Annotated in this window: 11 protein-coding genes and 1 pseudogene; 6 read left to right on the top strand and 6 right to left on the bottom strand. The window is 61.3% G+C overall.

Annotation, left to right across the window (positions count from 1 at the left end; genetic code table 11):
• Window positions 1–24: 24 nt before the first annotated feature.
• Genes RE429_RS30180 through RE429_RS30160 form a run of 5 tightly spaced genes read right to left on the bottom strand, consistent with a single transcriptional unit; the run spans window position 25 to window position 6819 of the window.
• On the bottom strand, window positions 25–1755 hold the full coding sequence (locus tag RE429_RS30180) for a dipeptide ABC transporter ATP-binding protein (RefSeq protein WP_414475985.1): 1731 nt from the start codon (window positions 1753–1755) through the stop codon (window positions 25–27).
• Window positions 1756–1769: 14 nt separating this feature from the next.
• Window positions 1770–3191 (bottom strand): amidohydrolase, encoded by a 1422-nt coding sequence (locus tag RE429_RS30175; protein ID WP_414475984.1) that lies wholly within the window; start codon window positions 3189–3191, stop codon window positions 1770–1772.
• Window positions 3192–3208: 17 nt separating this feature from the next.
• Window positions 3209–4105, bottom strand: coding sequence for an ABC transporter permease (locus tag RE429_RS30170; protein WP_414475983.1), 897 nt, complete (start codon window positions 4103–4105; stop codon window positions 3209–3211).
• A 4-nt stretch (window positions 4106–4109) separates the two neighbouring features.
• Window positions 4110–5069 carry an ABC transporter permease gene (locus tag RE429_RS30165; RefSeq protein ID WP_414475982.1) on the bottom strand — a complete coding sequence of 320 codons (960 nt, stop codon included), beginning with the start codon at window positions 5067–5069 and terminating at the stop codon, window positions 4110–4112.
• 10 nt (window positions 5070–5079) lie between these two features.
• Window positions 5080–6819 (bottom strand): peptide ABC transporter substrate-binding protein, encoded by a 1740-nt coding sequence (locus RE429_RS30160; RefSeq protein ID WP_414475981.1) that lies wholly within the window; start codon window positions 6817–6819, stop codon window positions 5080–5082.
• Between the two features lie 355 nt (window positions 6820–7174).
• On the opposite strand from RE429_RS30160, the gene RE429_RS30155 reads away from it, so the two are divergent.
• Window positions 7175–8176: a LysR substrate-binding domain-containing protein gene (locus RE429_RS30155; protein ID WP_414475980.1), complete on the top strand. Its 1002-nt coding sequence runs from the start codon at window positions 7175–7177 to the stop codon at window positions 8174–8176.
• A 529-nt stretch (window positions 8177–8705) separates the two neighbouring features.
• On the opposite strand, the pseudogene RE429_RS30150 reads toward RE429_RS30155, so the two are convergent.
• Window positions 8706–8909: pseudogene (locus RE429_RS30150) on the bottom strand (IS6 family transposase); the annotation flags it as partial.
• Between the two features lie 465 nt (window positions 8910–9374).
• On the opposite strand from RE429_RS30150, the gene RE429_RS30145 reads away from it, so the two are divergent.
• The 5 genes from RE429_RS30145 to RE429_RS30125 all read left to right on the top strand — a co-directional run bounded on the left by RE429_RS30145 (window position 9375) and on the right by RE429_RS30125 (window position 16789).
• The gene (locus RE429_RS30145; RefSeq protein WP_414475979.1) at window positions 9375–9881 is read left to right on the top strand and encodes a MarR family winged helix-turn-helix transcriptional regulator; all 507 of its coding nucleotides are present in this window, start codon (window positions 9375–9377) and stop codon (window positions 9879–9881) included.
• 707 nt (window positions 9882–10588) lie between these two features.
• Window positions 10589–12742: a thiamine pyrophosphate-dependent enzyme gene (locus RE429_RS30140; protein ID WP_414475978.1), complete on the top strand. Its 2154-nt coding sequence runs from the start codon at window positions 10589–10591 to the stop codon at window positions 12740–12742.
• Between the two features lie 10 nt (window positions 12743–12752).
• Window positions 12753–14303, top strand: coding sequence for an indolepyruvate oxidoreductase subunit beta family protein (locus RE429_RS30135; RefSeq protein WP_414475977.1), 1551 nt, complete (start codon window positions 12753–12755; stop codon window positions 14301–14303).
• 316 nt (window positions 14304–14619) lie between these two features.
• Window positions 14620–15828, top strand: a complete 1209-nt coding sequence (locus tag RE429_RS30130; RefSeq protein ID WP_414476478.1) for an amidohydrolase family protein — start codon at window positions 14620–14622, stop codon at window positions 15826–15828.
• A 49-nt stretch (window positions 15829–15877) separates the two neighbouring features.
• Complete coding sequence (locus RE429_RS30125; protein ID WP_414476477.1) at window positions 15878–16789, top strand: branched-chain amino acid transaminase; 912 nt, start codon at window positions 15878–15880, stop codon at window positions 16787–16789.
• Window positions 16790–16804: the final 15 nt, after the last annotated feature.

Here is a 16804-nt window from a genome sequence, read left to right as displayed (position 1 = left end):
GATTCCGCCTCTCACGCATAGATTTCATGCAGCGAGAATTCGCCGTCCGTCCGCGATGTCCCGATAACGCAAGGGTGGCGGGTTGGCATTCAAGCCCTGAACCGAAGAATGGTTGCTTTGCTCTGTCGGGATTGTCCTGCGCCGGCGCCGTTGATCCGGGTCAGCTGAAAGGACCGCCGACAGCAGGTGCTGCGTGTAGGCGTGGCGAGGATCGGCGAGCACCGCTGGGGTGTCGCCTAGCTCTACAAGCTGGCCTCGGCGCATTACCGCGACCTTATGACAAATACGATGCACGACCGCCATGTCGTGGGTGATGAAGATGTAGGATAGGCCGCTTTCCTTCTGCAGTGCGGTCAGCATGTCTATGATCTGGAACTTGGTTGTAACATCCAGAGCGGCCACGGATTCGTCAGCGATGATGATCCTGGGCCGCAGGGCCAGAGCTCGGGCGATGCAGACCCTCTGGCGCTGCCCACCGGAGAGTTCGTGCGGAAACCGACCCAGCATCGTGCGCGGCAGCCCAACCCTTTGCAGCAGATCGCCTGCCGCCCAGGTTGAGGTATCGCCACCGATGCGTGCCGCCTCGCCTAGTGTTTGGCCGATGGTGAACGAGGGGTTCAGTGCAGCGCCAGAATCCTGAAAGACCATCTGGATCGCGGTGTCCGGCCGCCGTCGGCTGCGTGCGTCCACTAGGCTGCGGCCTTCAAGCTTTATGTCGCCGCCATGGACCGGCGCCAAGCCCATGATGGCACGGGCCAGAGTCGACTTACCGCTGCCCGACTCGCCGACGACACCGATAGTCTCGCCGGCACCCAATATGAAGCTGACTCTATCGACCGCGACATTCCAAGCCGTCTGACGGTTGAGCATCCCGCCCCGGATCGCAAAGCGTGACAGCAACTCGTGTACTTCGAACAGAGGCGGTGCCCCTGCCGGCGTGGCCCTGGTGGATGGCACATCGTCCATTCGGGGAACGGCAGCAATAAGTTGCTGGGTATAGATGTGCTGTGGCGCGCGGAAAATGGCATCTGTCATCCCGGTCTCGACCACCTTGCCCGCTGACATCACCATCGTGCGGTCAGCGATCTCATTCACCACACCCATGTCATGGGTGACGAAGATCACCCCCATCCTCAACTCAGCCTGCAGTGTGCGGATCAGATCCAGCACCTCGCGCTGTATCGTCACGTCGAGTGCGGTGGTCGGTTCGTCTGCAATCAGAACCTCAGGGCGGCAGGCTAGCGCGCAGGCGATCATCACCCGCTGGCGCATCCCGCCGGAGAGTTCGTGCGGATAGGCGCCCAGCCGCTGGCGGGCCATCGGGATCTGTACCTGATCGAGCACCGCCTCGGCTCGGCGCCGAGCCTCCGCGTGCGTCAGGTCCTCGTGCTCCCGCAACACTTCGGTGATCTGACGTCCGATGGTCATCACCGGGTTGAGCGAGGTCATCGGCTCCTGGAAGATCATCGAAATCCGATTGCCGCGCACCCTCCGCATTTCCGCTTCGGATAGCTCGGCGAGCGACTTGCCGCCAAGGCGAATGTCCCCTGCGACCGTGAACAGCGCCTGGTCAAGTAGCCGCATGATTGCCAGCGAGGTCAGGCTTTTTCCGGAGCCGGATTCGCCCACGATAGCGAGGGTCTCACGGGCCGAGAGATCGAACGACACGCCTTCGACAAGGGGCTCCTGACTGGCCCGAGCCTTCAGTCCAATTGTCACGTCCCTTAGGGATAGGATCGGTGTGTTGCTCATCATCGCCCCAGACTGGCTCAGAGTTCCGCCATCTGCGGCTGCAGATCCGCAGGCAGTGGGCAAACCCAAGGCCGGCCGCGACGCTTGCGGTCCAGTTCAGTGCGCGCCTCCACGATCAAATCCGGGGTTTCGATCACGTCGATTACCGTGGTCGCAATGGCTTTGGCAGCAGCGAACATGCCTTTGTGCGCATAACTCAGCTTGCCCTGCGCCACCATCTGCCAACTATGGAACGGCGTGCCGACGGCGTAACAGGGACCAAAGCAGCGCGCGAGCGGCACGATCCAGCTGACATCGCCCGCGTCGGTTGAAACAGGAACCCGGGTCGGCGTTCCGTCGAAGGGCACAATGCCCTGATGCAACGGGGTGCGGATGTCCTCGCCCTTCGCAAAGACCTTACAGGCATGAATAACATCCGTCTCGCTGATCGTTTCCTGGTACTGCGAGGCAACCGAGATTTCCTCGTTGCTGTGCTGCACCGGGCCAACCACCTGGGTGATGTTCCGGAACATCACCTTTTCCAGCGTGCTGTTGGTCAGCACGTTCGACAGTCCCGATTTGACCGAGACTTCAACGTGCGTTTCGGACATCATCGCGGCGCCTTGGGCGACGCGGACGATCCGGTCGAACAATTCCTCGGCATCGCTCATTTCCGGGGCGCGAATGGTGTATCCTACCACCGCATTGGCCTGAACCACATTCGCTGCGTGGCCGCCGCCGTCCAGCATGGCGTAATGCACCCGCGCCTCAGGCAGCATATGTTCCCGCATGTAGTTCACACCGACATTCATCAGCTCGACTGCGTCCAGCGCGCTGCGCCCTAGATGCGGCGAGACGGCAGCGTGTGAGGCGCGGCCGCGGAAGTGGAACACAGCTGTCTTGATCGCCAATGTGTCAGAGGCATGCATCGCAAAGACCGAATTCGCATGCCACGAGAAGCAGACGTCGAGGTCGTCGAAAGCGCCATCTCGGGCCATGAAGACCTTGCCGGAGCCGCCTTCCTCGGCGGGGCAGCCGTAATAGCGCACCCGGCCTGGAATGCCATGACGCTTCAGGACCGCATGGACCGCTGCCGCCGCCAGCATTGAGCCAGTGCCCAGCAGATGGTGGCCGCAGCCATGTCCTGGCTGGCCATCCTGATCTGCCTGCTCGGTCAGCGCGCCATCAACCTGGCTCAAGTTGGCTAGCGCGTCGAATTCACCCAGGATACCGATCAGCGGCCCGCCTTCACCCGCCTCCGCCCAGAAGGCAGTGCTGATTCCGGCCACATTGCGCTCAATACGGAAGCCCTCCGCCTCAAGCCAAGCGATCTGCGCCGCAACAGTACGGTGTTCCTGATAACCCAGTTCCGCATAGGACCAGATTTCGTCAGAAAGAGCCGCGCCGCTGCCAGAGCGCTGCATTACCTCGGTGAGGATTTCTTGTTTCAGAGAGTTCACGAAGGTCTCCTTGCAGGTTAGGTCCGAGCTGCAGTTTTGGGATCGAAGGCGTCGCGCAGGCCGTCGCCGATGAAGTTCACGCTGAGCACGACCAAAAAGATTGCGCTGCCACTGAACAGCGCCCAGTGCGGCGCGATGTCGACGTAGTCCCGGGATTCGTAGAGAAGCCGACCCCAGGTTGGCACATCGGAAGGGAACCCGAGCCCCAGGAACGACAGCGAGGATTCGGCGATGATGGCGACGGCCACTTCGATCGTGGTCAGCACGAGGATCGGCCCGATCACGTTCGGCAGCATATGGAACAGCACCAGCCGCCATTTTGGCACACCCATGGTCGCGGCCGCCTCGATGAACTCGCGCTGCTTGAGCGAGATGAGCTGGGCGCGCACCACCCGGGCAATCGACATCCAGCTGAGTGCGCCGACAACCAGAACGATCAGGAAGAACGTGCCGAGCGTCACACCAAAGGCTGCGCGCATCGCCTCCCGAAAGAAATACATCACGACGAGCAGCAGCGGCAAGTTGGGCAGTGACAGGAAAAGATCGGTGAACCACATCAATGCGATGTCAACCGCGCGCGAGCCGTAGGCTGCCATCGCACCGATGGCGATGCCGATCACGGTCGCCACGAGCGCCGCGGTGATGCCAACCGCGAGCGAGATCCGACCTCCGAAGAGCAGCCGGGCAAGCAGATCCTGGCCCATATCGTCGGTGCCCAGCGGATGTGCCACCGACGGGCCCTCCAGCTGGGCGCTGAAGTCAATCTCAGCGATGCCTACGCTCCAGACCAGCGGACCCAGCAGGACGCAAAGGAGCATCGCAATGAACACCGCCGACCCGATCAGGGCAGCGCGGTTATGCGCGAATTTGCGCAGCAGGAGCCAGGTACGCGCGAAAGGCAAGGCTTGGCCCATGGTTTCAGCTCCTGCGGATCCGAGGGTCGATCCACATGCACAGCAGATCAGCCAAGATGTTGCACAGAACGACCAGCACGGAGGAGATGAAGGCGATGGCCATGATGACCGGCGTATCGTTCGACAGAATTGCCTCAATCAGCAGCGAACCAACCCCGGGAACGCGGAAGATCTGCTCGGTGATGATGGCGCCACCGAACAATGAGGGCAGCTGCAGTGCGATCATGGTCACCAGCGGGAGCAGCGCGTTACCGAAGATATGGATCCACACCACGCGGCGGGGCTTCAGGCCCTTGGCGACAGCGGTGCGTACATGGTCCTGCCGCACGACTTCAATCACGGACGCGCGGATAATCCGCACGTAGATCCCGAACTGCACCAAGGCAAGCACGAGGATCGGCAGTATGCTCTGGCGCAACTGCAGCAGCAGCCATTCGAACCCCGTCGCGTTCAGCCTGGCCTCGTATACCGTCGGCAGAAGGCGCAGCCAGATCCCGAAAAGCAGGATCAGCAGCATTCCCGTGAAGAACGTCGGCAGCGAGAAGCCGATGAAGGCGCCCAGGTTGGCGAGTTGATCGAAGACCGAACCAGGCCGCAGGCCGGCACGCACGCCGACCGGGACCGCAAGGCACACGGCTAGCAGCAGCGCGCAACCGGCAACGAACAGCGTGGGCAGCACCCTTTGCCCGATTAGGGTCAGCACATCGACCCGGCTGGCGAATGAAAATCCCCAATCGCCGGTCAGCATCGCGCCAAGCCAGCTGATGTAGCGGCCCAGGAAGGGCTCGTCTAACCCAAAGCGGACGCGTAGTTCCGTGGCCACCTCGGGTGGGATGTTGGGATTGCCTGCGAGGGCCTCAAACGGATCCCCGGGCGCGAGCGAAAGCAGGAGATACAGCAGAACGCTGATCCCCAGGATACTAGGGATCGCGATTCCCAGACGCCGAAGCAGTTGCAGGGCCATATGCTGGTGCTCAGGCTGAGCCGAAGCGCCAGTCGGCTATCTTCCACAACGCGTTGTCCCACGCACTGCGGTGGATCTCCAGATTCGATGCCATGGCGGCAACTGCCGGGCGCACGACGAGCGGCAGGATGACATGGTTCTGGATCACCAGGTCATTGAGTTGCACGAACATCTGCGCGCGGGCATCGGGATCGATCTCTCGAGTCGCCTTGGTATAGAGGCGGTCGTACTCGGCATTTTGCCAGCGGGTTATGTTGCGACCGCGCCACTGGTTGGCCTTCGATGCTACCTCCCACGAAGCGAACTGGTTCATCAGCCGTTCGGGATCTGGCTGATACATCGTCGTCGTGTACATCTGCATATCGGCGTAGAACTTAGAATTAGTGTCCGGGTTGCCCTCGTCGCTGGAGAAGAACACCGCAGGGGCGACTGACTTGAGTTCGACTTCGATGCCGACGCTATTGAAGGACTTCTTAATCACTGCCTGGACGCGCTGGCGCAGTCCCTGCACTGTGGTTTGGAACAGCAGCGAGAGCCGCACACCATCCTTTTCGCGGATGCCGTCGCGCCCCAGTACCCAGCCTGCCTCATCCAACAGGGCCGCCGCCGCAGCCGGGTCATAGCGCATCTGCTTGTTGGGTGAGACATAACGTGTGGGGCTATTAAGGAAGTTCGCCGTCGCAATGCCCGTGCGACCGTATATGTGCTGCTGGATCGTTGGGCGGTCAATCAGCAGACTCAGTGCCTCACGCACCTTGGGATCGGACAGTATCGGGTGTGGTCTCGATGCAATCGAACGTTCGCCATCCACTTCGGTGCGGTTGTCCGACATGTTGAGCTGAATCATTTCGAGATCGCCGCCGGCGGTCAGAACAACCTTGCCCCGGCCTCCAGCCTCGAGACGCTTGAGGATGTTGTCCTCAATCGCGGTGTTCAGCGCAAAATGGTATTCGCCTGTCTGCAGCACCGCTCGCACTGCAGAGACGGTATCACCGCCCCCTTTGATTTCGACGCTGGCGAAGTGTGGCTTTCCGGGAACGTGGTAGTTTTCGTAGCGTTCGGCCAGGATCAGGTCGCCTGGGCGGAACTCGCGGATGCGATAGGGCCCGGTGCCAACCGGCATCAGATTGGCGGGCGCCTCTCGCGATCTCTCGCCGACATAAGCGGCGAAGACATGGCGTGGCAGGATCATCCCCAGCGAGCCGACGAAGGCATTAGCCCAGTAGGGCGTCGGCACCGGAAAATCGATCCGGATAGTCAGATCGTCGACCTTGGTCACGGTGATGTCGCGATAGCTGCCGATCGTGACGGCGGCCGTTGCCGGATTGCGGGCATATTCCCAGGTGAAGAACAGGTCGTCCGCCGTCAGCGGCTGGCCGTCGTGCCAAGTGACGCCAGGTTTGACCTTCCAGGTGACGCTGGTTCCATCCGCCGCCAGCAGACCGTTCTCGATGGTTGGGATCTCGGCGGCGAGGATTGGTACCAACTGGCCGTCACTGTTCCAGCCCGCCAGCGGTTCATAGAACAACCGGCAGCCCTCCTGATCCTTCGGGGCTATGGCGAAATGCGGATTGAGCAGTGTCACTCCCTGCCAGAACAGCAGTTTCAGATGGTTTGGCGCAGTACTGGCAAGGGCCGAGTGGTACCCCGGCAGGGTAGTCGCAGCCGTGATGGCGGCAACGCTGCTCAACAGGGCGCGCCGCGTCAGCAGGGCCTTTCCGGTGCTCCGGGCGGGTGGGTTGGTCGTCATGGGGCCCTCCTGTCTTCCTGGCGGCTGTCCCCAGATGAAGGGGCGGCCGGCTGTTATGAAACAACATTATCGTTGCGCTGGGTGCGGACTTCGGATCCTAAGCTGCACTCTGACTGACGTGATGGGTCTGGAGCCAAATTGGAATGGTGAGTGCCGGTTACACCTTTCCAGGTCCAAGCCTGTCCGAGCCTCATCGCGACGGCGATCAGAATAAAAACGGTGGATACCGGTGCAATCCTGCCTTACGCAATCAAAAGTCCCAAAAATGAGACTTTGAGAAAGGCATTAAGTGGCAATGGTACAGCGTGTCATATACAATCTGCGGGAGCTTTGACATGGCTCGGAATTCCAACGCATGTTACGACCGGTGAAAAAAATCCCTCAAATCCAGCGCAACACTGCGTTGCCGCCATTGGAGATGGCGGCCCTGCAAATGGATCTGGCTCTCCTATCGCTGGTGGTCGAGGCCGGCAGCTTCTCGAAGGCAAGTCTCATCAGCGGGATGACAAAGTCACGCATCAGCCGCCGGATCAACCAACTCGAGACTCAGCTCGGCGTGCGTCTGGTAGACCGCAGCTCGCGACGGTTCAATCCGACCCCCATCGGGGTGGAACTGGCACGCCATGGCGACGTCATCCGCAACGAGAGCGATGCCGCATTACAGCTAGCCCAGGATACGCTGGCCGAGCCACGGGGCAGGTTGCGGGTGGCATGTCCAGGAGCGCTGGCGACGCTGGTGGTAGGATCGTTCTGCGTCGATTTTGCACGCTCCTATCCGCATGTGACGATCACGGTCGACGCCATCGACGGTGCACGGTTTCCGACGAATGACGGCTATGACATCATCCTTCTGATCACCCGCAATGCCTTGCCCAGCTCGGAGATGATCGCGCGGCGCCTGGTGGATATCGGTTATGAGATCGTTGCCTCGCCAGAGTGGATAGAAGACTGCGGTCCGATCAGCAGTGTCAAGGATCTGGCGGGTCGCTCTGCCATCGGCTGGTGGAATGAGGGGGTGCAGGCCAAATGGCGGCTGACGACCCCGCAGAACACCGAGATTGAGCTGCCGGTCGTTGCGCGCCTACTTACGAACAACAAGCTGATCGCCCGCGAGGCTGCAGTTCAGGGGCTCGGCATGGCCTGCCTGCCCACTCGGCTGACCAATTCGCTCAAGCAACGCGGATTGCTGCAGGTGGTCCTACCGGGCTGCAAGCCTCGGGATGTCACCGTCTATGCGCTTTACCGCAACAAGCGCTCGCTGCTGTTTGCGGGCCGGATGTTCCTGGACGAACTCACGCAACGGCTGAAGGTCTGGATCGAAACCGACGACGAGTTCCGGACCCTAGCAGAGCGTTAGGGTGTACGACTTCATCCCTAATGCTCTAGTGGGCCCTCAAGTCCTGTGCTTGGGGTACCGCCAAGCGGCTGTGCGGGTTCATCGGTCGACCTCGTCCAAGCTCAGGGCAACTATGCAAGGTTCCGTTGCAACTCCTGACGCAGGTCAAACGAAGGCTGGCCAAGGACGCAGGTTACGCGACTGGGCTGAATAGGATAGCAATGAAGTCGCGCTGAGCGCCCATGTCATTGGGTGGTACACCGATGATCTGTCCCTTGCAGATCATCGCCATCGAGTCTTTCTTTTGCGACATCAATACCGAAGAACACTGTCATAGAGCCTTCTCTCGCTGAGGGGCCCCTTGCGCTGATCAACCTTGTGAATGCAGGCTTACCCATCGTGGGATGACCTTTGATACCGTCCGATCTCAGCTGGGGCGCGTGGGAGAGGCCAGGTGCACTATCTACATCGCAGACTTCTGTCTTACGTCTCGTTCGGGCTATCCTGGCCTCATGCTGCGGGAATGACCCGCAACACTCATCAAATACAACGTCTCGTCGACCCGCCAGGAGCCGTTCGTGATGCGCAGATGCGGACGAATGCGCTTGCCGAGCTCCGGTGCGTACGCCTGAAGCCAGCAAAACAAGGTCGTGTGATCGACCTGGACCCCTCGATCCGCCAACATACACTCGAGATCTCGATAGCTGATCGGGAACCGTAGGTACCAGCGAACCGCTCATAGGATGATCTCCACTGTAAATTGCCGACCCTTGAAGGGGTCTTGTTATTTTGCTTCACCGTCAGCCCCTCTCGCCCCTCCTGTCGTAGCTCAGGCAGGGCAGGCTGCAAAGCTGCAACAGATTCTCGCCGACGGCCTCCTCAATCCCGAGGAGGTCGTCGGCCTGAGCCTGCGCACGGAATCCTGCCTCTCCTGCCAAACGACCTTCCCGCGACGGCCCTGTGGAACATGATGCGCGATGACATTGCTGATCTCGGTACCGTTGCATAGATACTCTTATTCGGCTGAAACAGTTTTCTTCCGGCCGCTGCCAGGATCCCTGTTAACACGACCTTCAGCACTCTGAACTCTTGTTAACAGAGGCTTGCTTCCAATCTATGATCGGACCGGCCCGCTCTGGCCGATCCTCGCCGGCGACTTCATGTTTCCGCTCATGCCACCGTTGCGCCGGTACCGTCCGGCATAGGAGATCGAGAGAATATGGCAGAGCGGTTATTGGGCACGGTTCTGCGGCACGATCAAGAGGATCAGACAAGTCGCCCTACGTTAGGTGAGATTGGGCTGAATCACTTCGCTCCGTATCTCATGAATCGAGTGATGGCTCGGTGGAACGCGGATATAGCGGAGGAGTTGAAGGCCCATGGGTTGACCACTGCCAAGATGAGGGCATTGGCCGTCTTGAGCGTCTCTGCTTCCCTGACGATCAATGAACTATCCGTCTTTGCGGTGACGGAACAATCGACCATGAGCCGCACCCTGGAAGCACTTGAAGAGCAAGGCTACATCCTCAGACGACCGCGCGCCGGGGACCTGCGGATCCGCGACGTGTCGATTACCGAGGAGGGGCGCGCAGCCTTTGATAAGTTCTGGCCGAGTATGTACGACTCCCTCCTCAAGATGTTCGACGGTGTCACTGACGAGGAATACCGCGCCTTCACTGCCGTCCTGCACAAAATCCTCGTCAACATACGCAAGCACGACATTTAGGCCGCTTCTATATATAGACGCGATATGCGCCCTCCTTGGCTGGGCGAGGACCAAACTTGTCGCGGTTGGGAAGCAATTGCCTGTGGAGTCGTGGGAATACAAATTGAGCTGAACTGGCTCCAATGGCCACCACGGTGCATCCCCATTCGAAGGTGGTGCTTGGGTGTGCGGAACAGCTCCCGTGGCAGGCGGCATCGGGGCTTGGTTAAGCCGCATTCCCGCGTGACGCTTCCATCCTCCGAACACCTACAGGCGTTGTCGCAGGAGCGGATCGCCTCACGAAGGTGGGAGTCCGATACCGGGAACCGTAATCCGAAGGTACCGCGACCCGGAACAAGGCCTGGCATGCCGTAGCGCAGGGTCTGCTTCCGCGAGAGGTCTGAGAATCAAATCGAACGTCGGCGGGATCGTGAGCCCTCGGTGGGGGGGCTCGACGGCGCCCGCATGCCCTGGGAAGGGTTTGCGTCCCCACTGTGCCAGGACCGGCATGGCGCACCCCCGACGTCCCAAAGGAAGACATCGCCAGAGTTTGCTCCGTCTACCTCCCCATGCCGAGAAAATCGGAGGTCGCAAGGCCACAACTAGAGGACGATATATGCTAAAGCATATTGTTCTTTCTTCTTCTGTCTCTACGAACTGAGGATGTTGACAAAGATGAATTCGGAGAAATATGCTGATGCAAGTTTCTAAAGGGCAAGGAAGTTGCCATGGCTGAACGCTCCTTCGCGCGCGAAGTCGAGGATCTGAGGCTCGGGGAGGGCGAGATCTTCCGGGGCGAAGGTATTCTTGCGATTACCAAGGCCCTGTTGCAGGCCGGTGTCGCCTATGTCGGCGGCTATCAGGGATCGCCGATCTCGCACTTGATGGACGTTCTGTCGGACGCCAAGGACGTCCTGGCCGAGCTCGGCGTCCACTTCGAGACATCGGCTTCCGAGGCGGCCGCGGCAGCGATGCTGTCAGCCTCCGTCATGTATCCGGTGCGCGGCGCAGTAACGTGGAAGTCGACGGCAGGCACCAATGTCGCGTCCGATGCGCTGTCCAATCTGTCCTCCGGCGGCGTCAATGGTGGCGCGCTCATCATCCTCGGGGAGGATTTCGGCGAAGGCTCCTCGATCATGCAGGAGCGCTCCCACGCCTTCGCCATGAAGTCGCAGATATGGCTGCTCGATCCGCGCCCGAACCTGCCTACGATCGTGAAGACCGTCGAGGACGGTTTCGAACTCTCGGAGGCCTCCAATACCCCTGTGATGCTCCAAGTGCGCATCCGAGCGTGCCACGTGCATGGCCAGTTCGTCGCAAAGGATAACCGCCGCCCGAAACATACCTTGAAGGAGGCGCTGGAGAACCCGGTGCGCGACGTCAACCGGATCGTGTTGCCGCCAGCGAACTTTCTCCATGAGAGGGACAAGCTCGAGCGGCGATGGCCCGCCGCCGTCGACTTCATCAAGGAGCGCAAGCTCAACGAGTTCTTCGGTGGGGAGGAGGGCGACGTCGGCATCATCATGCTCGGCGGCATGTACAACGGCGTCATGCGCGCCCTACAGCAACTGGGCCTCGCCGATGTCTACGGCAACTCGGCCATTCCACTCTACGTGATGAACGTGGCCTACCCGATGGTCGATGACGAGATCATCGGGTTCTGCGCAGGCAAGAGGGCGGTGCTCATGGTCGAAGAGGGCGCTCCCGAATATGTCGAGCAAGCTCTCAACACCCTCCTGCGCCGCCGGGACATCGAGACGAAGGTCTCAGGGAAGGACGTGCTGCCGCTGGGGGGCGAATATACCGCCCCCGTGATGCTGAAGGGGATCACGTCCTTCATCGAGATGCACGACCCACGCCTGCTCGGCAATCGGCCGCCGGTACCGGATCCGACGCCGATCCTCGCCGATCCGAAGGTGAAGGCCCTTGCCGAGGTCGTGCCGCCGCGCCCGGCCGGGTTCTGCACCGGCTGTCCGGAGCGGCCGATCTTCGCCGCGATGAAGCTGGTCGAGAAGGAACTCGGCCCTCACCATGTCTCGGCCGATATCGGCTGCCATCTCTTCTCCATCCTCCCGCCCTTCAACATCGGCGGCACGACGATGGGATACGGACTCGGACCAGCGTCCGCTTCCGCCTTCAACGTCGAGGCCGACAGGCGCTCGATCTCCGTGATGGGCGACGGCGGCTTCTGGCACAACGGCCTTGCCACCTCCGTCGGCAACGCGGTCTTCAACATGCAGGACGGCGTCATCCTCGTGGTCGACAACTACTACTCGGCAGCCACCGGCGGGCAGGACATCATGTCATCCCGCGCGCACAATCCCCGGCGCAAGACGAACAATTCCATCGTCAATGCGGTGAAGGGCATCGGCGCGACCTGGGTGCGCCAGATCGACCGCACCTACGATGTCGCCAGGATGCGCGACACCTTGAAGGAGGCGCTGACCACACCGGAGAAGGGGCCCAAGATCATCGTTGCCTCCTCCGAATGCATGCTCAACCGGCAGCGCCGGGTGAAGCCACAGTTCGCGAAGGCCGTGAAGGAAGGCAAGCGCATGGTGAAGGAGCGCTTCGGCGTGGACGAGGATGTCTGTACCGGTGACCATGCCTGCATCCGGCTGTCCGGCTGCCCTTCGCTCTCGGTCAAGCATACGGATGATCCGCTGAGGGATGACCCGGTCGCCGCCATCGACAATAGCTGCGTCGGTTGCGGCAACTGCGGCGAGGTGTCGGAGGCTGCCGTCCTCTGCCCATCCTTCTACCGCGCCGACATCATCCATAACCCCACCTCCTGGGACAGGTTCACCGCGCGCGTGCGGTCAACCGTCATCGGTTGGCTCCAGGCGCGCCACGCGGGCGCACGCGTCGTCTTTGCGGGCTGAGGACCGGCCCGTGAACGAGATAAGGCTTAAAGGCACACTGTCCTCCGACAAGCCTCTCACCGTCGCCGTCCTTGCGATGGGTGGGCAGGGTGGAGGCGTGCTCGCCGACTGGATCGTCGCCTTGGCCGAGAGCCAGGGTTGGATGGCGCAATCGACCTCGGTTCCAGGTGTCGCCCAACGGACGGGAGCGACCATCTACTATCTCGAGATGCTGCCGGCCCGGGCGGGCATGCAACCGATATTCTCGCTGATGCCAACGCCGGGCGATGTCGATGTGGTCGTTGCCGCCGAGCTGATGGAGGCCGGCCGTTCCGTACTCCGCGGGTTGGTGACGCCGGACCGCACGTCCCTGATCGCCTCCACCCACCGCTCCTTCGCGGTGAGCGAGAAGGAGAAGCCGGGCGACGGTACGGGCGATCCCACCGTCGTGACCGAAGCAACCGACTTCGCGGCGAAGCGGACGATCACGTTCGACATGGATGCGCTCGCGACCGAAAATGGCAGCGTGATTTCGTCGTCGTTGTTCGGCGCCTTGGCCGCAGCGGATGTCCTACCGTTCCCCAAGGAAGCCTTCGAGGCGACCATTCGTGCAGGAGGCAAAGGTGTCGAAGCCAGTCTCAGATCCTTCAACGCGGCCTATGACCGAGCAAAGCGGAAGCCGCGAGACGACGTTCATGCCTTGCCTCAAAAACGGACCGATCCCGTCCCGGAGACGGCGGGCCATCCGGATCTCGATCGACTTGTTCGCCGCATTCGCGCGGACTTTCCGGAAAGCGCTTGGGCGACGCTCTTTGCCGGTGTGAAGAGGCTCACCGATTTCCAGGACCCCGCCTATGCCTGCGAATATCTCGACAGGGTCGGCAAGCTGTTCGAACTCGACGTGCGGTGCGGCGGTGAGAAACAGGAGTTCCGGTTTACGGTGCAGGCAGCGAAATACGTCGCCGTCGCCATGGCTTATGATGACGTGGTCCGTGTGGCGGACCTCAAGATCCGCGCCTCGCGCTTTGCGCGGATCCGCAAGGAGGTCGGCGCGACCGACGGCCAGATCGTGTACGTGACTGAATTCATGCATCCACGCATGGAAGAGGTCTGCGGCACGCTGCCGAAAGGTCTTGGACTCTGGATCGAGAACCGCCCGGCCTTGTTCGCCCGCCTCGATCGCTTGGTCAACAAGGGTCGACGCGTTAAGACCGGGACGGTGTTCTGGTATGTGGGACTTTACATGGTCGCGGCATTGCGCAGGGTCCGCCGCACTACTTTGCGTCACGATCGAGAGGCGGAGCATTGCGAGCGCTGGCTCTCGACGGCATCCGACCTGATATCGCGCAACTACGAACTGGCCGTCGAGGTTCTCAACAACCGAAGGCTGGTGAAAGGATACTCCGACACCCATTCCCGCGGGCTGTCGAAGTTCGACCGCGTCATGTCGGCACTTCCGATGCTCGTGCATCGGAACGACGGCGCGGCCTGGGCCAGGCGGCTGCGTCAGGCCGCACTGCTCGATGAAGACGGCATCGCGCTCGATGGAGCGCTGAAAACCGTTGCAACCCTTGAACATTGAGGGAAAGCACGATGTGAGGTGAAAGCGATCAAACGGGGTTACACGCGATCCCGCGCGGCGCGGCCAGCGCCTTCCCGGTGATGGCGCCAACCAGATTGAACACGGGGTCAACCTGTTATCACAGCCATGCCTGGAAGTTTTCCAGGGTCGCTCCCGATGTGCTTGGTCGCGATATACTTAAATAGAGACATTTTATTTCAGCATACGATAATACAGCCAAATATAATTGTTTGAAGCATTGAATAATAGCTTGACGTGCCTGACGCATAGGTGAGACAAAATCCACAGATAAGCACAAAATATTCGGGGAACGCACATGCAAACGGCTTATGTGAACGGCCAGATCATCGATGGCACCGGGAAGGCTTTTCGTGGTTACATGATCGTCGACGGCGACAAGATCACGGAGGTCGGCTCCGGCGACCTGCCCCTGACGAACGCTTCCGTCGCAGTGCACGACATCGGCTCGAAGACGCTCATGCCCGGCATCATCGATTGCCACGTGCATCTACGCTCCGACGGGGTCGCCGATCCGCGGGCGCAATCGGCATCGGATACGGACGCGATCGCGGTCCTGAGGTCGGCTCGCAATGCGCTCCGGAGTCTTGATGCGGGGATCACGACGATCCGGGATTGTGGATCGCGCAACGGGATCGACTTCTCCTTGCGGTCGGCCGCCCAGCAAGGTCTCTGCAAGACGCCGAGGCTCGTCCTGAGCGGCATGATGATCTGCATGACCGGCGGGCATGGATGGCCCCTAGGCCTGGAGGCGGATGGACCCGACGGACTCCGGCGCGCGGCCCGCTCCCAGATCAAGGCCGGTGCCGACAACGTGAAGCTCATTGCGAGCGGAGGCATCCTGACCCCGGGCACCGATATCGGGGCTCCGCAGTTCACCGTCGAGGAGATGACCGCTGCCGTCGAGGAGGCCCGCACCGCGGGCAAGACGTCCTGCGCGCACGCTCATGGCACGACCGCCATCAAGAACGCCGTCAGGGCCGGTGTCGACTCGATCGAGCATGGCTACCTGATCGACGACGAGGGCATCGAGATGATGCTCGAGCGGGGGACCTATCTCGTCGCGACGTCGTCGGCCGTCCGCAACGTCGTGAGGCACGGCGTGAAGGCCGGTATCCGCCCCGAGGTCGTCCGAAAGGCCGAATCGGCGATCGAGCGTCACGTCGAGGGATTCAAGCGAGCCTACAAGGCCGGGGTGAAAATGGCGATGGGCACCGACACGGGCGTCCCCTTCACCGACCACGGCAAAAACCTCGACGAGCTCGTGTACCTGGTCGAGATGGGCGTTCCCCCGATGGAAGCGATCTCGATCTCGACCTCAAAGAGCGCGGAGCTCCTGCGGATGGCCGACAGGATCGGCAGCCTCGAGGCAGGCAAGCAGGCGGACTTCATCGTCGTCGACGGCGATCCCCTGCAAGACATCAAGATCCTCCAGGACAAGAGCCGCATCCTGCGCGTCGCCGTCGGCGGCCAGGTCCTGGTCCAACGGGATGCCCGGCCGCAGTGAACGGCCGCGTCGCCAACGCACAGAAATGTCGCAATTGGGAGGAAGCCTCATGGAGAAGGCGGACAAGATTTGGACCGACGGGGAAATCCTGGACTGGGATGATGCCAAGGTTCACCTGATCAGCAATACGCTTCAATACGGCTTCGGCGTCTTTGAGGGCATCCGGTGCTACAGGACGGAAACCGGCCCCGCCGTGTTCCGCCTGAAGGAGCACATGGTTCGCCTGAGGAACTCGGCGAAGGTCCTTGGGTTCGAGGTCCCTTACAGTGTCGAGGAGCTGATCGAGGCAACCCGCGCGACGATCAAGGCGAACGGGTTCGAGCAGTGCTACATCAGGCCGCTGGCCTACATCGGGTATGGCGGAATGGGCCTTGCCTACCAGGACTGCAAGATCAACGTCTCGATCGCCACGTGGTTCTGGGGCGAGTACGTCGGCAAGGGCACGCTCGAGAACGGCAGCCGGTGCCGCATCTCCAGCTACGTGCGCCAGCACATCAACTCCAACATGTCCAAGGCCAAGGCCTGCGGCAACTACATGCTGTTCCAGATGGCGCGCACCGAGGCCCAGCGGGACGGGTATGACGAGGCAATCCTGCTCGACACCAACGGTCACGTTGCCGAAGGCTCCGTGGAGCACGTTTTCCTGGTCCGCGGGCGCACGCTCGTGACGCCGCCCCTGACGCACCTGCTTGATGGCATTACCCGCGACACGGTCATCATCCTTGCCCGGGAAAACGGATTCGAGGTGCGTGAGGAGTTGTTCTCACGTGACTACGTCCTGACTTCCGACGAGGCCTTTCTGGTCGGCACAGGCGCCGAGGTGACGCCCCTGGTCGAACTCGACAACCGCAAGATCGGCGACGGCAAGAGAGGTCCGATCACGGTGGAGATCCAGAAGGCGTACTTCGACACGGTCTATGGTCGGGACACCCGCCATGCCGAATGGCTCACCTACGTCTAACCCCCGCGAGGTGAG

The sequence above is a fragment of the Microvirga sp. M2 genome (assembly GCF_047497095.1).
Classification (GTDB): Bacteria; Pseudomonadota; Alphaproteobacteria; order Rhizobiales; family Beijerinckiaceae; genus Microvirga.
The sequence above is the reverse complement of the archived record's forward strand: the minus strand, read 5'-3'. Positions and strand labels throughout refer to the sequence as shown.